The organism is Nocardia arizonensis (genome assembly GCF_001310275.1).
GTDB lineage: Bacteria > Actinomycetota > Actinomycetes > Mycobacteriales > Mycobacteriaceae > Nocardia > Nocardia arizonensis.
In genome coordinates, this window is record NZ_LGYZ01000048.1 from 39,838 (window position 1) to 58,375 (window position 18,538).

Annotated in this window: 17 protein-coding genes and 1 pseudogene; 13 read left to right on the forward strand and 5 right to left on the reverse strand. The window is 67.3% G+C overall.

What is annotated here, in order from left to right; translation table 11 throughout:
• The first annotated feature begins 54 nt into the window (after positions 1–54).
• Positions 55–1,231 (forward strand): annotated as a pseudogene (locus tag APZ21_RS07350) (AAA family ATPase).
• Between the two features lie 135 nt (positions 1,232–1,366).
• Here APZ21_RS07350 and APZ21_RS07355 read toward each other — a convergent pair.
• The 3 genes from APZ21_RS07355 to APZ21_RS07365 are packed head-to-tail and all read right to left on the reverse strand — an operon-like array spanning position 1,367 to position 3,376.
• Complete coding sequence (locus tag APZ21_RS07355; RefSeq protein ID WP_054812473.1) at positions 1,367–1,609, reverse strand: helix-turn-helix transcriptional regulator; 243 nt, start codon at positions 1,607–1,609, stop codon at positions 1,367–1,369.
• Complete coding sequence (locus APZ21_RS07360) at positions 1,599–2,417, reverse strand: ABC transporter permease (protein WP_307586852.1); 819 nt, start codon at positions 2,415–2,417, stop codon at positions 1,599–1,601. Before APZ21_RS07360 ends, APZ21_RS07355 begins: the two co-directional genes overlap by 11 nt.
• 29 nt (positions 2,418–2,446) lie before the next feature.
• Complete coding sequence (locus APZ21_RS07365) at positions 2,447–3,376, reverse strand: ABC transporter ATP-binding protein (RefSeq protein ID WP_054812475.1); 930 nt, start codon at positions 3,374–3,376, stop codon at positions 2,447–2,449.
• A 658-nt stretch (positions 3,377–4,034) separates the two neighbouring features.
• Between APZ21_RS07365 and helR the strand changes: the two genes are divergently transcribed.
• The gene (gene helR, locus APZ21_RS07370; protein WP_174553569.1) at positions 4,035–6,236 is read left to right on the forward strand and encodes an RNA polymerase recycling motor ATPase HelR; all 2,202 of its coding nucleotides are present in this window, start codon (positions 4,035–4,037) and stop codon (positions 6,234–6,236) included.
• Between the two features lie 76 nt (positions 6,237–6,312).
• Here the strand turns inward: helR and APZ21_RS07375 are convergent, their stop codons facing one another.
• Together APZ21_RS07375 and APZ21_RS07380 are read right to left on the reverse strand one after the other, a co-directional pair.
• Positions 6,313–7,197: an LLM class F420-dependent oxidoreductase gene (locus APZ21_RS07375; protein ID WP_054812476.1), complete on the reverse strand. Its 885-nt coding sequence runs from the start codon at positions 7,195–7,197 to the stop codon at positions 6,313–6,315.
• A 127-nt stretch (positions 7,198–7,324) separates the two neighbouring features.
• Positions 7,325–8,395 (reverse strand): SDR family oxidoreductase, encoded by a 1,071-nt coding sequence (locus APZ21_RS07380; RefSeq protein WP_054812477.1) that lies wholly within the window; start codon positions 8,393–8,395, stop codon positions 7,325–7,327.
• Positions 8,396–8,516: 121 nt separating this feature from the next.
• Between APZ21_RS07380 and APZ21_RS07385 the strand changes: the two genes are divergently transcribed.
• The 11 genes from APZ21_RS07385 (at position 8,517) to APZ21_RS07435 (ending at position 18,508) form a co-directional block, all read left to right on the forward strand.
• The gene (locus APZ21_RS07385; RefSeq protein ID WP_054812478.1) at positions 8,517–9,137 is read left to right on the forward strand and encodes a TetR/AcrR family transcriptional regulator; all 621 of its coding nucleotides are present in this window, start codon (positions 8,517–8,519) and stop codon (positions 9,135–9,137) included.
• A gap of 94 nt (positions 9,138–9,231) precedes the next feature.
• A complete protein-coding gene (locus tag APZ21_RS07390; protein ID WP_054812479.1) occupies positions 9,232–9,543 on the forward strand; it encodes a nuclear transport factor 2 family protein in 312 nt (103 codons plus the stop codon).
• Positions 9,544–9,584: 41 nt separating this feature from the next.
• Positions 9,585–10,727, forward strand: a complete 1,143-nt coding sequence (locus tag APZ21_RS07395; RefSeq protein ID WP_174553570.1) for an alkaline phosphatase family protein — start codon at positions 9,585–9,587, stop codon at positions 10,725–10,727.
• 103 nt (positions 10,728–10,830) lie between these two features.
• Positions 10,831–11,145 (forward strand): hypothetical protein, encoded by a 315-nt coding sequence (locus APZ21_RS07400; RefSeq protein ID WP_054812480.1) that lies wholly within the window; start codon positions 10,831–10,833, stop codon positions 11,143–11,145.
• Between the two features lie 161 nt (positions 11,146–11,306).
• Positions 11,307–12,527, forward strand: a complete 1,221-nt coding sequence (locus APZ21_RS07405) for a transcriptional regulator (RefSeq protein ID WP_054812481.1) — start codon at positions 11,307–11,309, stop codon at positions 12,525–12,527.
• A gap of 101 nt (positions 12,528–12,628) precedes the next feature.
• Complete coding sequence (gene adh / locus APZ21_RS07410; protein WP_054812482.1) at positions 12,629–14,146, forward strand: aldehyde dehydrogenase; 1,518 nt, start codon at positions 12,629–12,631, stop codon at positions 14,144–14,146.
• Positions 14,147–14,166: 20 nt separating this feature from the next.
• Positions 14,167–14,571, forward strand: coding sequence for a DUF779 domain-containing protein (locus APZ21_RS07415; protein ID WP_054812594.1), 405 nt, complete (start codon positions 14,167–14,169; stop codon positions 14,569–14,571).
• Between the two features lie 189 nt (positions 14,572–14,760).
• Positions 14,761–17,172, forward strand: coding sequence for a sensor histidine kinase (locus APZ21_RS07420; protein WP_054812483.1), 2,412 nt, complete (start codon positions 14,761–14,763; stop codon positions 17,170–17,172).
• On the forward strand, positions 17,150–17,545 hold the full coding sequence (locus APZ21_RS07425) for a roadblock/LC7 domain-containing protein (RefSeq protein WP_054812484.1): 396 nt from the start codon (positions 17,150–17,152) through the stop codon (positions 17,543–17,545). Before APZ21_RS07420 ends, APZ21_RS07425 begins: the two co-directional genes overlap by 23 nt.
• Positions 17,542–17,916 (forward strand): DUF742 domain-containing protein, encoded by a 375-nt coding sequence (locus APZ21_RS07430; RefSeq protein ID WP_054812485.1) that lies wholly within the window; start codon positions 17,542–17,544, stop codon positions 17,914–17,916. Before APZ21_RS07425 ends, APZ21_RS07430 begins: the two co-directional genes overlap by 4 nt.
• Positions 17,897–18,508: a GTP-binding protein gene (locus APZ21_RS07435; RefSeq protein WP_054812486.1), complete on the forward strand. Its 612-nt coding sequence runs from the start codon at positions 17,897–17,899 to the stop codon at positions 18,506–18,508. Before APZ21_RS07430 ends, APZ21_RS07435 begins: the two co-directional genes overlap by 20 nt.
• Positions 18,509–18,538 lie beyond the last annotated feature (30 nt).

Below are 18,538 nucleotides of genomic sequence, written 5' to 3' on the forward strand. Positions count from 1 at the left end.
GAGGGTTCTCCGAGTAGGGCTGCCAATGAGTGCGGCGTGAGGGAGGAAGAGTCGATGCTGCGGACACTGGGTGTGGCCAACTACCGGTCGTTGCGTGATGTGGTGGTGCCGTTGAGCGAGTTGACGGTGATCACCGGTGCGAACGGGGCGGGGAAGTCCAGCCTGTACCGGTCGTTGCGGCTGCTGGCGCAGGTCGCGCGTAACGGTGCGGTGGGAGCCTTGGCTCGGGAGGGCGGATTGCCCTCCACTTTGTGGGCGGGACCGAGCGAGGGTGTTCGCAGTGTGCGGCAGGGCCGAGCAGGCCTGTCGCGCACGCCGGTGGCGTTGCGGCTGGGTTTCGGCGGTGACGAGTTCGGATACGCCATCGATCTCGGTGTTCCAGGCGGCCTCATCGACGGTCCCGCCGAGATGCGGACGATGTTCGGTCTGGATCCGGAGATCAAGTCCGAGACCGTGTGGGCAGGCCCGGTCCCGCGTCCCAGCACGACTCTGGTCGAGCGGGCGGGCGGACGGGTCTTGATCCGAAACAGGGCGAAAGTGTCCGGCAGCGTCGCGATCGCGCCCTACGACAGCATGCTCTCCGAATTCAGCGACCCTGCCACCGCGCCGGAACTGTGGGCATTGCGCGACCGGATGCGCGGGTGGCGGTTCTACGATCATTTCCGCACCGACATCGACGCACCCGCCCGTTCCGCTCGGATCGGAACCCGCACGCCGGTGTTGGCCGCGGACGGCGCGGATCTGGCGGCCGCGATCCAGACCATCCGTGAGATCGGCGATGCCGATCGATTCGACGACGCGATCGATGACGCGTTCCCCGGCAGCAGTGTCGATGTCGATGACAGCAGGGGCCTGTTCGAGTTGCGTTGGCAGCAAAGGGGTCTGCTGCGTCCGCTGGGTGCGGCGGAACTGTCCGACGGCACGTTGGCGGTATCTGTTGCTGGTCGCCGCGATGCTGACCCCGCGCCCGCCGGAGTTGCTGGTCTTCAACGAGCCGGAGACCAGTCTGCATCCGGACCTGTTCGCGCCGCTGGGGCATCTGATCGCCGCGGTGGCCGGTGACACCCAGCTCATCGTCGTGTCGCACGCCGATGAAGTCATCGACGCGCTGACCAGTGCGGCCGATCCGAACACCTCGAGTATTGTCGAACTGTTCAAACCCGACGAGGAAACCCTCGTCCGCGATCAAGGCATTCTGGACCGGCCGCAGTGGCATTGGCCCGGGCGATGAACCTCGCTCGGTATCTGCTCAGTGTGCCGCGCCCTGAAAGGTCAGGACCTGTGACAGGTCGCCGACGACGGGCTGGATGCTGTTGTGGTAGCTCGCGATCGAGACCGGGTGTACCGGTCTCGACCAATCGTTCGCTCAGGCAGACTCGGTGGCGGAGCCGAGTCGCGGGAAAGGCTCGGTGGAGAAGATGACCTCTACCGTGACCTCGAAGTAGGCCGCCAGCCTCAACGCGAGATGCAGGCTCGGGCTGTACTCACCGCGCTCGAGGTAGCCGACCGTTTGATAGTGCACCCCTAGTGCTTCGGCCAGTTCCCGCCGCGATATACCGCGTTCCGCGCGCAGCATCGCGATGCGGTTGTAGATGGCCTCAGTAGGCACTGTGCAGCGCCTTCTCGCGGCGGGTCGCGACCTTCGCCCCGGATTCGTGGCGGGCCATCCGGCGTAACACGGTGGGCGCGATCAGCAGCCCGACCACTGCCCAAACTCCCAGGACGGCGGCGGTTTCCGGATGTCGCCACGAGTGGTCGATCTCGATCGTCGCCGTATCGGCGGGTAGCAGTGCCGAGCGCATGCCGAGTCCGACCCAATACATCGGGAACACCTGGGCCACGTCCTGCAACCAGCCGGGCAGTGCGGTGATCGGGTAGTAGATCCCTGAAATTCCCACGAGTCCCATCAGGGGCATGGTCAGGAAGAAGGTTGCGCGGGGGCCTTCGAGGATTGCGCCGAGGACTGCGCCCAGCGGTAGCACCGCGAGCAGTCCGAGAGCGATCACCCATGTGAAGGTCAGCCAGTGCCCAACGGTGTCGATCGACATCCCGCCGACGATCCACGCGCCCACGACCAGCAGTAACACCACCTGAACCAGCACCTGACCCGCACTCAGGCCGATCTTGCCGATGAAGAAGCCCACCATGCCGTTGGGTGTCACCTTGGCGCGCAGCAAGGTACCGTCCTCGCGGTCCAGGACCAAGTAGTTCGCGATCCCGTACAAACCGTTGAACACGATCATGCTGCCCAGCACGCCTGGCAACGCCAACGCGCCGAGCTTCAGCCCGGTCTGGTGGAACGACCCGTCGCGCATGAAGAACAACGCGATCAGAATTAGGACCGGGAATAAGAGCAGATTTATCAAATCTGTTGCGTTGGTGAATGATTGACGCAACTCGATCCAAGCGCGGGCCACGCCGGCCCGTATCGCGACAATGGTTGGATTCATAGGGTGATCTCCTCCAGCGTGTGCACCTCGACCTCACTACGGCCGGACTCGTACCGGCGAACCAGCGTCATGTACGTCTCTTCCAGCGAAGCCCGTCGCACCTCCAGGCCGCCGACCTGCTCACCGTGCTGCTTGAACAACTCATAGACGAACTTGGTCGACTCGGCGGTCGTGTCCACGAAACGCTGCCCGCCCACCGTCCAGCGCACCTCGGAGTCGGTGGCAACACGTCGAGACAGCTCGTCGGCCGAGCCGTCCGCGACGATACGCCCGCCGGCCAGGATGAGAATCCGATCCGCGAGCTTCTCCGCCTCGTCGAGATCGTGCGTGGTCAACAAGATGGTGGTCTGCTGTTCGTCGGCGAGCCGATGCACCAAGTCGTGGAATTCGCGCCGCGCTTCGGGATCGAAGCCCGCGGTCGGTTCATCCAGAAAGAGAATTTCGGGGCGACCGACAATTCCGATCGCCACGTCCATTCGGCGCCGCTGACCACCGGACAATGCGCTGATCTTGACGTTCGTCTGTTCGTCGAGTCCCACCAACGCGATGAGTTCGTCTGCGTCCCAGGGGCGTTGGACATCATTGGAACTGTATGGGGCGTAAAATGAGCCCAGGTAGGAGAGCAGTTCACGGACTCTCCACTTGCCATGGTCCCGCCACGACTGCAAGACAACCCCGACACGTGACCGCCATTTCTCGTCGCCGTGCGCGGGATCGACGCCGAGCACGGCGACCTCACCGGCCGATCGAGTCCGGAATCCCTCCAAGATTTCGATGGTGGTGGTCTTGCCCGCGCCGTTCGGCCCCAGCAGAACCAGGACCTCCCCGCGGTGCGCCCGGAACGTCACATCGTGCAGGACATCGGTGCCGCCGTACCGCATACGTAGCTTCTCGACGCTGAGCACTATGCCCTCCCCTACTGTCATGGTTCCCTCCCTGTCATTGCCATTAGATCATATGTAGCATAACTACTACATATCGAAATAACAATGCTCTACTACCGGCTGTCATTGACGATCGTTCGGATCCAAACGGCAAGGGCCAAGGCAGAGGTTGTCGACAGCTCATGACACGCAATGCCCTACAGCCCTTCGTTTCCGACTCGGCCGGGCGTCCTTCGGAAGCCCGGCGAACGCCTGAGCCCCACTGCATAGAGCGCGGTTCGAAACGGCCACAGTCGGATGCCAAGGCACGAACACGTCGAACAACTCGCGGCGACCGGTCGCGTCTTTACGGCGATTACCACCGGAACCCCGGCACGCGACGTCGGTCGCGGTGACGGTCTCCTGGCGACGAAGCGCAACCCGGGCGACATCCGTAGTACGGCCGCCGAGATCCTGCCCGGCGCGCCGTCGGCTCCCGTGGAAACGCCCTCGTGGGGCGGAATGGGGAAATACGAATCGGGAAGTCTCGGAATTCGTTCCCTTTTCACTGTATAGCGCACCCGGGGGCTTGCGGCAAGGCCGGGGGAATGGCGCACAATCGCTGGCCGGAACCACTACCAGCGCGAACAGGGAGATGCCTATGGGGCGCGAGCCATCGGCGACCGTGCCGAATCGTCGTGCCGAGGGAGGTGAGGGTCCGGTGGCGGATCAGGGGTACGAGGAGGAGTTGCGCGCCGAGCGCGACCACGTGGCCGGGCTCTACGCACGCCTCGACGCCGAGCGCGCGCGAGCGAACGAGAAATACCGTGCGGCGCTGCGCAGCCACAGCAGCAGCGCCGTCGACCGCGATGTCGAGGTGCGCACGCTGGGCCGGGAGGTCAAGCGGCTGGACGTGGCCGACAACGGACTGTGCTTCGGCCGCTTGGACGCCGTGTCGGGTCAGCGCACATATATCGGCCGGATCGGACTGTTCGACGAGGCCGACGAATTCGAACCGCTGCTGGTGGACTGGCGAGCGCCCGTCGCGCGCCCGTTCTACACCGCGACCGCGGCGAGTGCGGAGAACATGCGTCGACGCCGCCATTTCCACACCCGAGGACGCACGGTGGTCGATTTCACCGACGAGGTGTTCGGCCGTCCCGGCGCCGGCGAGCGCGGGGACGCGGCCCTGCTCGCCGCCATCGACGCGCCCCGCGGCGCGGGCATGCGCGACATCGTGGCGACGATCCAGGCCGAACAGGACGAGATCATCCGGCTCGAGCACCCCGGCGTGCTGGTGATCGAGGGCGGACCCGGTACCGGCAAGACCGTCGTGGCGTTGCACCGGGTCGCCTACCTGCTCTACACCCAGCGCGAACGCATGGAGCGCCACGGCGTGCTGGTGGTCGGGCCCAATCCGGCATTCCTGCGTCACATCGGTCGGGTGTTGCCGTCGCTGGGCGAGTCCACCGTGGTGTTCATGACCACCGGCGATTTCGTGCCCGGACTGCACGTCACCGCCGAGGACGCCCCGCGCGCCACGCGGATCAAGGGTTCGCTCGCCATCCTCGACGTGCTCGCCGCTGCCATCGCCGATCGCCAACGGCTGCCGGAATCGACGATCTCGATCGAACTGGCCGATGTCACGGTGCGGATCGACGCCGAGACCGCCGAATGGGCCAGGGAGGAGGCGCGAGCGAGCGGACAGCCACACAACGAGGCACGCGCGGTCTTCACCGATATCGTCACCTACGTGCTCACCGAGCGGGCCATCGCACGGATCGGACGCGGCTGGCTGACCCGCGACGACCGCGAGGCATGGGAGCAGTTGCGCGGCGATCTGTCAGCCGAACTCGCGGACCATCGCGACTTCACCGCCGCACTCGACCGACTCTGGCCGATCCTCACACCCCAGACCCTGTTGGCCGAGCTCTACACCTCTCCCGAGAGACTGCGCGCGGCCGGAGCCGATCCGGCGCTGGCGCGGGCCGACGGCGCGGCGTGGACGGTATCGGATGTGCCGCTGCTGGACGAACTCGTGGATCTGCTCGGACGCGCACCGGGACAGGACGATTCGGCCGAACAGGCGCGTGCGGCCGAGGCCGCGTACGCGGCGGGCGTACTCGACCTCATGGTCGACCGCGCGGACCTCATGGACGACGAGGATCACCTACTGGCCACCGATCTGCTCTACGCCGAGGATCTGGCCGAACGCTTCCTCGAGCGCGACACCCGCGAACTCGCCGAACGCGCTGCGGCCGACCGGGATTGGACATACCGCCACATCGTGGTCGACGAGGCGCAGGAGCTGTCCGAGATGGACTGGCGGGTGCTCATGCGGCGCTGCCCGGGTCGCTCCTTCACGGTGGTCGGCGATCTGGCCCAACGGCGGTCGGCGGCCGGGCCCCGATCGTGGGAGCAGGTCATGCGGCCGTATGTGCCCGGTCGCTGGGTCTACCGGTCGCTGAGCGTGAACTACCGCACCCCCGCGGAGATCATGGCCGTCGCGGCCTCGGTGCTCGCCGAATTCGCCCCCGAGGTCGAAGCGCCGGAATCGGTGCGCGCCTGCGGTGTACCGCCCTGGTCACGACAGGTCGATGCGAACGAAATCTCCTCCGCCATAGCGGATTTCGTGCGTGAGGAAGCCGACCGTGCGGGGACCAGCGTCGTCATCGGACCGCCCGATGTCCCGGGTGCGGTGGCCGCCTCCGAGACCAAGGGTCTCGAATACGATGCGGTCCTGGTGGTGGAACCGGAACGGATACTGGCCGACGGTCCGCGCGGTGCGGCCCAACTCTACGTCGCGCTCACCCGCGCCACCCAGCGTCTCGGTGTGCTGCACCGGGAGCCGCTACCGCCCGCCCTCGCCGGGCTCGCCGCGACGCCCGAGCCCGCCGGTCCCGGCAGCCGAGGTGTGGGATGAGCCCGGCAGGCGCGGGAGCGCAGGCACTCGCTTCTCCGGCACGACCGCGTGTGCCTCGCGACGGCCGGGACCTCGGCTAATCCCGCAACAGGGAGATGGCCGGGGCGAAGGTTTCCATGCTGGTCTCGAGAACGGTGATGTAGGTGAAGCCGTACCGGGCGCGCAGGTCGCGGACGCGGTCGGCGATCTCCTCGGGTCCGCCGACGAGCAGGATGGGCAGTTTGTCGGCGTGGTCGCGCAGATCCGGCGGCAACAGCGGGGCGAAGTCGGCGGTGAAGGCCGCGAGTTCGTCGTGCGGGACCACGCGCTGGATCAGCAGGTTGAATTCGACCTCGTCGGCACGGGGGCCGAGTTTGCCACGTGCGAAGGCCACGCGCTCGGACATGCCGTCGGCGTCGGCGAGCTGTAGTGCGCCGTCGGCGCCGGTCGCCGCTCCGGTGAAGGCGACGATATCGGCATGTTCGGCCGCCACCGACAGCAGGCGATCGCCCCATCCCGCTACCAGGAGCGGCGGAGTGGGGCGCTGGACGGGTTGGGGTCGGTGGTCGGGGTCGGCGAGGAGTCCCTTCAGGGTGGCGATGGTTTCCTCGACCCGCGCCACGCGACGTCCGCCGCTCTCGAACGGGATGCCCGCGGCCTCGAACTCCGTCTTCACGTAGCCCGCCCCGAGGCCCAATTCGATACGGCCATCGGTGAATTGGTCGGCGGTCGCGACCTCTCGGGCGAGCAGGACCGGATTGTAGAACGGGGTGTTCAGCACGAAGGTGTTGAGGCGAACCCGCTCGGTGGCCTCGGCCCCGAGGATCAGCGCCGGGAACGGCGCGGGCATACCGAGATGGTCGGCGACGCCGATGACGTCGAAACCGAGTTCCTCTGCCCTGCGGCACTTCTCGACCCATTCACCGCGGGATTTGGGGACCACCATATTGACGCCGAAACGAAACACACGCTGTGCAGTCACGTTACTTGTCTACCCAACCGCTCGCGTGGGCGCCACCCGACGCGCGATCGGCGCGACGCGATTGTGTGACCGTCACCGCGAAGACCCGCACGGCCGGATGTGGTGTGCGCACGGGCTCAATGACCCGCTACCGCAACGTCTTCGACGCGCCGACCCGCTTCCGGTTGCGCGGTGCGGGCACGACGCCGTGTTCGATGAGACTCTCGGCGGTGTCGAGAATGGACTCCTCGAGCGGGCGCATGGTCCAGCCCAGTTCACGCTTTGCCTTGTCGGCACTGACGGATTCGGCGCGGCCGAGAGTCGGCACCACCAGCCGCAGTCCACGGTCGGTGAGGGCGACCGCGCGGATCAGCCAGTCCGGCAGCACCCGGGTCGTGACCCGGAACCCGCGCCGGTTGTATTCGGCCGCCAGTGTCCGCGCCATCTCGCCCATCCACACCGGCGAACCCGCGCAGATGTAGCGGTTGCCCGCCGCGGCCGGGGTCTCCATCGCCAGGCGGTGGGCCACGGCCAGGTCGCGGACATCCACCGGCGCCCACGCGGTGCGCGGTGATCCGGGGGCGTCGCGGACCAGCAGGCGGCGGATGGGTTCGTGCGAGGTGCTGGTGACCGTGGCGGACTGGACGGGGCCGAGCACCATACCCGGATTGACCACGGCCAGTTCCAGGCTCTGCCCCTCGGGCAGGTTCTCGGCGAACTTCCACGCGGCGCGTTCGGCGAGGGTCTTGCTCTTCTGATACGGCGCGATCCGGTCGACCACCGACCAATCCGCTTCGGTGCGGACGTCGTCGACATCGTGGCCGTAGGCGATGGCGGCCACCGACGAGGTCAGCACCACTCGGGTGACGCCCGGGTCGGCGGCCGCGGCGCGCAGCACGCGCAGGGTGCCCTCGACCGCGGGGGTGATGAGTTCGTTCTCGTCGGCGGGCAGGGCGGCGGGGAACGGCGAGGCCACGTGCATGACGTACGCGCAGCCGGCGACGGCCTCGGCCCAGCCCGCGTCGCGCTCCAGATCGGCGGCGACGAAATCCAGTTCGGCGTCGAGGCGACGGGCCAGTGCCGTCAGATGCGCCCTGCTTTCGGTTCTGCCGAGGTCGCGAACGGTGGCGCGCACGGCGTAACCGTGTTCGAGCAGTTCGGCGATGCAGTGGCCCGCGACGAATCCCGTTGCGCCGGTGACGAGTACTCGTGTGCTCATATGCCTACTCGTTTCGTGTCGAAGGTGCGACACTCGATTTGAGCTTCGCTCAGATAATCTAAGCATCGCATAGATTATCTGTCCAGCGTGCTGCCTGCGGCCGACGGTCGCATACGCTCGGATGGTGAAGCGCACGACCTACCACCACGGCGCCCTGCGCGACGCATTGCTCGACGCGTGCCTGCGCCTGATCGAATCGGAGGGCATCGCCGCGGTCAGCCTGCGGCGGGTAGCCCGCGAGGCAGGGGTCAGCACCGGCGCGCCCTACCACCACTTCGCCGACCGCGCCGCCCTGCTCGCGGCGCTGTCCACCCAGGGTTTCCAACTGCTGACCACCGAACTGGCCGCGGCCAGGGACGCCACCGCCGCGACGCCGATGGACACCCTCGCGGCCATGGCCGCGGCCTATGTGCGCTTCGCCCGCGAACACAGCGGCCACTTCCGTCTGATGTTCCGCCCGGAACTGTCCCAACCGGAGAAGCACGCGGACACCGTCGTGGCGGGCGACGCCGCCTTCGCCATCCTCGCCGACGCCATCGCGGATTCGGTGGCCGCGGGATTGCTGCCCGCCGACAAGGCCGAAATCCTCGGCGTGACCTGGTGGAGTATCGGCCACGGTGTGGCCGCGCTGTGGCTGGACGGGCAGCTCGACAAACGCAGCGCCCAGCTCGGCACGACCACCCCGGAACTGGTCGACGACATCATGGGCACCCTCAAGGAGCTCATCGGCCCCGGTCGCTGACGCGTGGCGCGAGGTCGTCGCGCCGACGGCGACCTACAGTGGATGCCGGACAGTTGCTTCCGCTCGCGTGACACATTCGAAAGGAGCGACCGCTATGACCGCACCGCTGAATCCGGTCGTCGAACAGTTCGTGACCGCGCTCAACGAGCACGACCGAGACCGCTTCTACGGTCTGCTCACCGATGACGCGACCATGTCCGATGACGGCGTGGAACGCAATCTCGCCCAGTGGACCGACTCGGAGGTCTTCGACAGCAACGGGCGCATGAGCATCGATTCCGTCGACGACGGCGGCACCGCCTTCGTCGCCGACTACACCAATTCGCGTTGGGGCTCGATGCGCACCAATTGGCGTTTCATGGTGCATGACGGCAAGATCAGCCGGTTCGAGACCGGGCAAGCCTGAATTTCCTTGCCGCCCGTCTGCGGGCTTGGCACGCTGGAGAGGTGTTCGACGCGCCCCGCTACGGGACGGGCTCCCTGTCCGATGTGATCCCCTCCGTCCTGGCGTGTCTCGGGGTGCCGGGCGAAGTGGACCGTCTCGGTCTCGGCCTCACCGCGCGACGGGTGTGTGTGCTGCTGGTCGACGGTCTCGGCGCCGAGGCGCTCACCGCGGGAGCGCAGGCCGCCCCATTCCTCACCGGACTCGCGCCGCGCACGATCACGGCCGGATTCCCGAGTACCACCGCCACGAGCCTCAGTTCCCTCGGCGTCGGCGTGCCGCCGGGACAGCACGGCATCGTCGGCTACCTGATCCAGGTGCCAGGCCAGGACCGGCTGGTGAACACCCTGCGCTGGCGTCTACACGGCGAGGGTCCGTCGGTGGATCTGCTGCGCGAACTCGTTCCGGAGCGATTCCAATCCACCGCAACGGCTTTCGAGCGCGCCGCGGCCGACGGGATCGCCGTCAGCCAGGTCGCGCCCTCCTATCAGGCAGGTTCGGGACTGACCCGGGCCGTGCTGCGCGGCTGCGAGTTCCGCCCGAGTCTGTCGGTGGGCGATCTGGTCGACGGAGTGGTCACCGCCCTGCGTGCGGGTAACCGCTCACTCGTCTACGCCTACCACGGCGACCTGGACACCACCGGGCACGTGCGCGGCCCCTCCTCGGACGCCTGGATGCTCGAGCTCGAACACGTCGACCGGCTCGCCGCCACGATCGCCGCCCACCTACCCCCGGACGCGGCGCTGTTGGTCACCGCCGATCACGGCATGGTCGAACTGACCGAGGCGGTCGACTACGACCACCTCGACACCCTGCGTGAGGGTGTGACACATCTCGGCGGCGAACCGCGGGCCCGCCATGTCTACACCGCCGACGGCGCGCACACCGACGTCGCGGCGGCCTGGCGCGCCGTGCTCGGCGCGGATTTCGAGGTGGCGTCGCGGACCGAGGCCATCGCCCGCGGTTGGTTCGGCCCGGTCGTGACCCCGGAGATCGCACACCGCATCGGTGATCTGGTGGTGGCCGCGGGCGGGTCGCGCGGTGTCGTGCGTACCGGAATCGAACCGCTGCAATCGGCCATGGTCGGGCATCACGGCTCGCTGACCACCGCCGAACTCGACGTGCCGCTGCGCGCCTACCTGTCCTGAGAACGCACGGGCGACCTCGTGTGCGGACCGGGCGCGTCGCGCCCTACGCTCGTGTCGGCGCATCGGCCCACATGATGCCGCCCGGAACGAACAGGAGCGCGGGATGGACGCCACGATGGCACGAACGGGACTGGCCACGGTGGCGCTCGCCCTCTTGCTGACCGGATGCACGGATATCGAACGGGCGCTGAACCAGGGCGGTGACACCCCTTGCAGCGAATACGTCAAGCAGGATCCCGACACCAAACGCGTGACGATCACAAAGTTCGTCAAACAGCAGACCGGCACCGAATCCGAACCCGCGGGCACCGTGGTCGATGCGACCATCGTGACCGTCGACCTCATGTGCGGTGCGCAGCGCAATGCCGATACCCCGATCAAGAACGCCGATGTCGCGGGGATTTTCGTGGCGAAATGAGGTGACGCGAATTGCGCGGGTACGCCATGATGAGAATATCGATCCGTGTAAGTACGCGACGGCGAGGAGCGCGCTCACGACGCGGCTTCGGGAACGGAACGCACGCCGGGTCCCGGGCCGCCCACCGACAACTGAACGCACGAACGACGGGGTAATTCGAGGTGGCACCTGTTCGCACCCTCACCCAGCAGCGGAAAGAACTGGAAAGGGAATGGGTCCGATGGGCCAACGCGGCGCACACCGCGTCACGGCTGACCCCGGCGACTCCCCTGCTACGCAACGAGGTCGCGCAATCCTGGCAACGGTCGCTGCATACCGTCGATCCCGCCCGCACGGTGGCGCCGGGACTCGACGACGTATCCGACCGCTGGGCCGAATCCCCGCTGCGCGATCCGATCCGCCAACTCGGTGACCAGCTGCGCGGTATCGCCGAGGATGCCGGGTTCGTCGCGGCGGTGACCGACGTCAACGGCACCATCGTGTGGATGTGCGGTGACCGCGCGATCCGGCGCGAGGGCGAGTCGGTGAACTTCGCCCCGGGCGGTCGCTGGGACGAATCCCATATGGGCACCAACGGTTTATCGCTCGCACTACATACCGACCGAGCGGTTACGGTCTTTTCCGCCGAACATCTCGTCGCCGCGCTACACGGCTGGGTGTGTTACTCCGCGCCGGTGCACGGACCGGACGGCCGGCAGGTCGGCGTGATCGACCTGTCGAGCCGCTGGGAACGCTCGCATCCGGCCATCATGACCTCGGTGCGCGCACTGGTCGTCGCCGCAGAAGCTCTCCTGCGCACCACCGGGCCGCAACCCGCGCCGGGCATTCGCCTCGAATGTCTCGGCACCGCCCGATTGTCGCGCGACGGCAGGCCGGTGCCGCTGCCGCCGCGTCAACTCGAGATCCTGGCGCTGCTCGCGCTCGCACCCGACGGGTACACCCCCGACCAGTTGCACGCGGCGGTCTACGGTGACCGTCCGGTGTCGCCGAGCACCCTCAAAGCCGATGTCTCCCATCTGCGCCGGGCCACCGGCGGCGAGATCGCCAACCGCCGCTACGCCCTCACCGGACCGCTGGCCTGTGACGCGGTGGAACTGTTGGCCGCCATCGAATCCGGTGACACGAGTTCGGCGGTGTGGCTGTATCGCGGGCCGCTGCTGCCCGATTCGGATACGCCGGGAGTCGCCGAGTGGCGCGACTACCTCGATGTCGGAGTGCGCACCGCGGTGCTGGCCAGCGACCGCCCCGAACACGCGGTGACCTTCGGGGAGAAGGCGCCCGGTGATGTGGCGGTCCACGAACACGCCCTGCGTTTGCTGCCGCCCGAGGATTCGCGCAGGGCGATGGTCGCCGCGCGATTGCACGCCGCGCTGCGGACCTGATGGCGGACCGCGGGCCCATCACCCGGCCCCACACCTACCTCGCGCCAACCTTCGGCGGCGATAGTTGCCCCCGACAGGAGATTCCGCGAGGAGCCAGCCCCATGATCTACGCCAAACCAGGGTCGGATTCGGCCATCGTCGCCTTCGCGGCGCGGTACGACAATTTCATCGGCGGCGACTGGGCGGCTCCCATCGAAGGACGCTACTTCGACAATCCCTCCCCCGTGGACGGCGAGACCTTCTGCGCGGTGGCTCGTTCCACCGCCGCCGACATCGACATGGCCCTCGAGGCCGCGCACCGCGCCGCCGACTCCTGGGGTCGCACCTCCACCACCGAACGCGCCAACATACTCAACAAGATCGCCGATCGCATCGAGAACAGCCTCGAGCCGCTTGCCGTCGCCGAGACCTGGGACAACGGCAAACCGATCCGGGAAACCCTCGCCGCGGACCTGCCCTTGGCCGTCGATCACTTCCGCTACTTCGCCGGCGCCATCCGCGCGCAGGAGGGCGGCATCTCACAGATCGACGCGGATACCGTCGCCTACCACTTCCACGAACCACTCGGCGTCGTCGGCCAGATCATCCCCTGGAACTTCCCTATCCTCATGGCGGCCTGGAAACTCGCCCCCGCCCTCGCCGCGGGCAATTGCGTCGTCCTCAAACCCGCCGAACAAACCCCCGCCTCCATACTCCTCGTCGTCGAACTCATCGCCGACCTGCTGCCACCCGGCGTCCTGAACATCGTCAACGGATTCGGCATCGAAGCGGGCAAACCCCTCGCCTCCAGCCCCCGGGTCGCCAAGATCGCCTTCACCGGCGAAACCACCACCGGCCGACTGATCATGCAATACGCAGGCGAGAACATCATCCCGGTCACCCTCGAACTCGGCGGCAAGAGCCCCAATATCTTCCTGCCCGACATCACCGCACACGACGACGAATACCTCGACAAGGCCATCGAGGGCTTCGTCATGTTCGCCCTCAACCAAGGCGAAGTCTGCACCTGCCCCTCCCGCGCCCTCGTCCACTCCGCCATCTACGACGAATTCATGGCCCGCTGCGTGGAACGCACCAAGGCCATCAGAGGCGGGAACCCACTCGACGACACGACCATGATCGGAGCGCAGGCGAGCAACGACCAATACGAGAAGATCCTGTCCTACATCGATCTCGGCAGACAGGAAGGCGCCCGCGTGCTCACCGGAGGGGAAGTACGCAAGGTGGACGGACTGCCGGGCGGCTACTACATCCAGCCCACGATCTTCGAGGGCGCCAATACGATGCGGATATTCCAGGAGGAGATATTCGGGCCGGTGGTGTCGGTGACCCGATTCGACACCGTCGAGGAAGCGGTCCGTATCGCCAACGACACCCTCTACGGACTCGGCGCGGGCGTGTGGACGCGGGACGTGAACACCGCCTATCGTCTCGGCCGGGCCATCAAGGCGGGCCGGGTCTGGACCAACTGCTATCACGCCTATCCCGCGCACGCCGCGTTCGGCGGATACAAGAAATCCGGCATCGGCCGCGAGAACCACAAGATGATGCTCGACCACTATCAGCAGACCAAGAATCTGCTCGTCAGCTATTCCCCGAACAAGCTCGGATTCTTCTGATGCAGACGCGGAGCGTTCTGATGCGTAACAGAGTCGGTCGCGTCGACATGACCGACGCGGCACGGGCGGTGCTACGCCGCCTCATCGAAGACAACGGCCCCGTCCTGTTCCACCAATCCGGCGGCTGCTGTGACGGCAGTTCCCCGATGTGCTTCCCGACCGGGGAGTTCCGCGTCGGCGGCGGCGATGTGCTGCTCGGTCACCTGCCGTGGCACACCGAATTCTGGATGGACGGCGAACAGTTCCGGTGGTGGAAACATACACACCTCACGGTGGATGTCGTCGAAGGGCGCGGCAGCGGTTTCTCGCTGGAGGCGCCCGACGGTGTCCGATTCCTCATCCGGTCGCGACTGCTGACCGACGAGGAGAACGCGGTACTCGACGCGGCGCCCCCGCCGCGCACCGGAGCGGATCCGCTCACCTGAGGCCCGGCGATGAGTCGAATTCGCTGCGTTGTTCGACTTCATCGTCTCCCCGGGCCGGCCGGCTCGACGCAGACCGAGCCGGCCGGCCGTAGGGGTTTACAGACTGCATATTGTTACGCGCGTTGTCAATTCGGAACTATTCCCCGAAACAGTGCCGCAAACCGGGACTTCATACGATATTTTGGTCCGATGTTCACAGCGAGGCCCGGTGTCCGTGCCCGAATACTCGCGATCGCGCTGGTCCCGAGCCTGGTTCTCCTCGTCGTGGGCGTCGGCGCCTCGGGCCTATTGGTCAAGCGCGGTAAGCACGCCGAGAACTGGGCCGCGGCAATGCAGCAGCTCATCGACCCCTCCGCCGAGATGGTGCGCGCCCTCCAACTCGAGCGGCAACTCACCCTCATCCGATACGCGGGCGACGACACCGTCAATTCCGCGCTGGGTGCCGCGCGCACCCGACTGGACACGGCGCTGCGCACGATCACCTCGGCCTCCAAGCCGCTGATCGACCTCGGCCTGGTCGACATCCAACCCGACTACGACGTCAACGTGAACCTGCTCGACGACATGGCCAAGGCCAGGGCCGCGATCGACGCGGGCGTCCTCGGCGCCAACGAGGCGTATCAGCTCTACAACCGCCTCGCCGACGTCGCGCTCTCCGGCGGGCGCCTGACCCAGCGGACCGCGCCCGATTCCGAGGCGTCGGTCCAACTCGGTGACGCGCGCACCCTGCTCTACGCCAGCGAAGCGCTCTCCCGCAGCAATGCGATCGCGCGGGCCATGATCGCCACCGAGGCGCCGTTCCCCGTGCCGATCGAAGAGTTCCAGTACCAGATGGGCCTATACCACGCCCAAATCGCCAATCTGGCCGGCGACACCGAATTCGGTCAGCACGCCCGCCTGGAAGCGCTCATGCGCGGTCCGGCCTGGCAACAGGTCAGCGGCATGGAGACCGCCATCGTGCAGCGGGTCGCGGGCACCGCAGCGGGCGCGCGACAGTCCGCGCTGCCGCCGCTGCCCCTCGGCACCGCCGAATGGCAGCAGGCCGTCACTCAGCTCAACGACACCGTCCTCGACGTCTGGACCGTCCAGAACGTCGACGCCCACCATCTCGCGAAGTCCATCGGCAGTCGCAATGCCGACAACTCCGCGTGGGCGGGCGCGGCGGTGCTGTTGGTCAGCATCGCCGCGTTCGTCGTCGCCGTACTGCTGGCCAACCGGGTCATCCGAAGGCTGCGGCGCTTGCGTCGCGAGACGCTGGCGCTGGCCGACGAACGGCTGCCCGACATGATGCGGCGACTGCGCGAAGGCGAGACCGTCGATCCCGCCGCGGAATCCCCGCAGCTCGACTACGGCCGCGACGAGATCGGCCAGGTGGCCAGGGCATTTCAGCGCGCGCACACCGCAGCCGTGGAAGGCGCCGTCCGTGAGGCCAGGACTCGCGAAGGCGTCAAGGCGGTCTTCCTCAATATCGCCCATCGCAGCCAGATCGTGGTGCACCGCCAGCTCGAGATCCTCGACGAGGCCGAGAGCAGGCAGGAGGATCCGGCCCTGCTCGAAACCCTGTTCCGCCTCGACCATCTGGCCACCCGCGAGCGCCGCAATGCCGAGAACCTCATCATCCTCGGCGGTGGACGGCCGGGCAGGCAGTGGCGGTTGCCGGTGCCGCTGCTCGACCTGGTTCGCTCCGCGGTCGGCGAAACCCTCGACTACGCGCGGGTCCGGGTCGGCCGGGTGCCCGAGGCCTATATCATCGGCACCGTTGTCGCCGACCTCGTGCACCTGCTCGCGGAATTGGTCGACAATGCCAGCTCGTTCTCTCCGCCACAGTCGAAGGTCGAGGTCTCGGGCAATGTGGTAGGCAAGGGCGTGGTCATCGAAATCACCGATCAGGGTATGGGGATGTCCGCCGACGAGCTGGCCCGCACCAACGAGATGCTGCGCAATCCGCCGGATTTCGGTGTCGCCACCCTCTCCGAGGATTCCCGCCTCGGTATTTTCGTCGTCGCGCAGCTGGCACTGCGCAACAACGTCTCGGTCCGACTGACCGACTCCGACTACGGCGGCGTCCGCGCCATCGTCCTGCTGCCGACCGCGCTGCTGGCGAACACCACCGGCGCCGAGCCAACACAACTGTCCCGCGGGCAGAACGGCCAGTCGGCTCTGCCCCTGGACAGCTCCTCCGCGCCGTCGGCCGCGACCGAGACGACCTCGGCGGTGCTCACCGCGTCGCCGCCCGCGCTCGAGGCGCCGCCCGCCGTCGTGCCCATCGACCACATCGCACCGCCGGTGACACGTCCGCGGTACCAGGAGCCGGGACCCGCCCCAACCCGGGCCGCCGAGACCGCGGTGGCCCCCGCCGAGCCGACGACCGGTCCCGACGGCAGACCGCTGCTGCCCCGCCGCAGGCGACAGGCCAACCTCGCGCCGGAGTTGGCGAAGGACTCGACGGGCAGCGAAAAGATCACCGAGCGAGAACGTTCCGCCGAACAGGCCCGAGATTTGATGTCCGCCATCGAGAATGGAACCCGGCAGGGCCGCCGCGCGCAGCTCTCCGACGAACAGGAACAGGAAGGCGACGGTGACCGCTCCCAAAACCGGTGATCTCAACTGGCTGTTGGACGACTTGGTAGACCGGCTTGCCGGGGTTCGCCACGCTGTGGTGTTGTCCACCGACGGCCTGCTACTCGGCCGTTCCACCGCGATGAGCCGCGAGGACGCCGAGCATTTCGCAGCCATGTCCTCCACGCTGTACGGTCTCGCGCGCAGCGCAGGCAGTCGATTCGACGGCGGCGGCGTCCGTCAGGCGGTGATCGAACTCGATCGCGCCGTGTTGTTCGTGACCTCGGCCGGCGACAACGCCTGCATCGCGTTGCAGGCATCGGAAACGGCCAACCTCGGGATGGTCGCCTACGAAATGAATGTCACCGTGCAGCGCGTCGGTACCTACCTCTCCACTCCCGCGCGACTGCCATGACACGTCGGGGTGAGCCATGGTTCGATGAGGCGGCGGGACCTCTGGTCCGGCCGTACGCGCTGACCCGGGGCCGCACGATGGGCGCCGGACAGGACCTGGACATCCTGACGGTGGTCGTCCTCGCGGACAACGCACCGGCCCTGCGGCGCACCGAGCCCGAGTACGCGGAGATCGTGCGGCTGTGTACCGTACCCCAGACGGTCGCCGAGGTGGCCGCCAACCTGAAACTCCCCTTGGCAGTGACCAAGATCCTCGTCGGCGACCTGATCGGCGGGGGCCATTTGATTTTCCGATCACCGGTTCAGTCGGACGCAGGACCCGGTGATCTCAACGTATTGCGAGCGGTACTGGATGGCATCAGAAAACTTTGACCCGGCCCACGACCCGAACGGCGGACCGCACTTGGCCGCCTCGGTCAAGATCCTCATCGCGGGCGGCTTCGGCGTCGGCAAGACCACGATGGTCTCGGCGATAAGCGAGATCGCGCCGCTGCGAACCGAGGAACTCATCACCGAGGTCAGCACCGGCGTCGATGACCTGTCCGGCGTCGAGCAGAAGCACACCACCACGGTGGCACTGGATTTCGGTCGCATCACCATCGACCGCGACCTGGTGCTCTACCTGTTCGGCACCCCCGGCCAGGACCGATTCTGGTTCCTGTGGGACGAACTGTCCCGCGGCGCGCTGGGGGCGGTGGTACTCGCCGACACCAGGCGCCTGACCAATTCCTTTGCCGCGGTGGATTTCTTCGAGCGTCGCGGACTGCCCTTCATGGTCGGTGTGAACTGCTTCGACGGCGCCCCGCGCTACACCATCGACGAGGTCCGCGAGGCGCTCGACCTCGACCCCATCACCCCGGTGCTGCTCTGCGACGCCCGCAGCCGCGAGTCCTGCAAGAACGTGCTGCTGGTCCTCGTCCAGCACCTCATCGAGCGCGCCGGACGCGAACCCGTCACAACCTGACGCGCGACGCCGAACCCGGCCACGTACGCG